The sequence below is a fragment of the Cellulomonas iranensis NBRC 101100 = JCM 18110 genome, from assembly GCF_001552375.1.
GTDB lineage: Bacteria > Actinomycetota > Actinomycetes > Actinomycetales > Cellulomonadaceae > Cellulomonas > Cellulomonas iranensis.
Genome location: NZ_BCRB01000189.1, coordinates 1 through 1103, shown reverse-complemented (window position 1 = coordinate 1103; position 1103 = coordinate 1). Strand labels below are relative to the sequence as shown.

Here is a 1103-nt window from a genome sequence, read left to right as displayed (position 1 = left end):
CCGGCCCCCGGCGGCCGCGCGCGCCCGCCGCCCCGGCCACCTCAGGAGGGCAGCGGCACCCGGCGCGCACCGGGTGCGCGCGACGCCCCCGTGATGGCGGCGATGATCTGCTCGTACGCCGTCGACCGCGCGTCGAACGACCCGTTGTTGCGGCCGTGCCGCAGCACCTCGACACGGTCCGCGACCGACCGCACGTCGGTCATGTTGTGGCTGATGAGGACCACCGCGAGCCCTAGGTCGCGCAGCCCCTCGATGTGCACGAGGACCTCGGCCGTCTGCGCGACCGACAGCGACGCGGTCGGCTCGTCGAGCACGACGATGCGCGGCGAGCCGATGAGCGTGCGCGCGATCGCGACCGCCTGGCGCTGCCCCGCGGACAGCTGCGCGAGCGGCACGCGCACCGTCGGGATCCGGCTCGTCAGGTCCCGCAGGATCTGGCGCGCGACCTGCTCCATGCGCTCGTCGTCGCGCCGCCCCCGCGCGTCGCGCAGCTCCCGCCCCAGGAACAGGTTCGACGTCACGTCGAGGTTGTCGCACAGCGCGAGGTCCTGGAAGACGGTCGCGACGCCCAGCGCGTGCGCCGCCGCCGGCGTCGGGATCGTCACCGGCCGCCCGTCGACCTCGATGAGGCCCGTGTCGGGCGTCAGGACCCCGGCGACCATCTTGGCGAGCGTCGACTTGCCGGCCGCGTTGTCGCCGACCAGCGCCACGACCTCGCCGCGGTGCACGTCGAGGTCGACGCCGACGAGCGCCTCGACGCCGCCGAACCGCTTGCTGATCCCGCGCATCGCCAGCAGCGGGACCCCCGTCGTCTCGGTCATCGTCGACCCCGTCCGCTCTGCGTGCGCCCGCACCGCGTGCGTCCGCCGCGCACCACCGTGCCCCGTGCAGTGAAGCCCCCCGCCCCGCACCGGTCAACCCCGACCATCGACCCGCCCGTCCCGCGCCCCCGCGACCTCGTCGCCCGGCGCACCCGTGTCCTCGTCGTCCTGCGCGCCGCCCACCGGCGCGTCGTCGTCCGCGCGCACCGGCACGTCGGCCGAGCGCAGCGCCATCACCAGCGCCCCCATCACCTCGGCGCGCTGACCCAGCGCCGCCGGCAC

At 76.2% G+C, this 1103-nt stretch carries 1 protein-coding gene and 1 pseudogene; both read right to left on the bottom strand.

Going from position 1 to position 1103, the window contains the following annotated elements:
* Positions 1-41: 41 nt before the first annotated feature.
* A complete protein-coding gene (locus CS2_RS18285; protein ID WP_070321026.1) occupies positions 42-821 on the bottom strand; it encodes an ATP-binding cassette domain-containing protein in 780 nt (259 codons plus the stop codon).
* A 93-nt stretch (positions 822-914) separates the two neighbouring features.
* Positions 915-1103, bottom strand: a pseudogene (locus CS2_RS19270) (hypothetical protein); the annotation flags it as partial.

Bases quoted from the DNA above. Each gene is read 5' to 3' on its own strand.
- CS2_RS18285 (WP_070321026.1), bottom strand. From the start codon at position 821: ATGACCGAGACGACGGGGGTCCCGCTGCTGGCGATGCGCGGGATCAGC.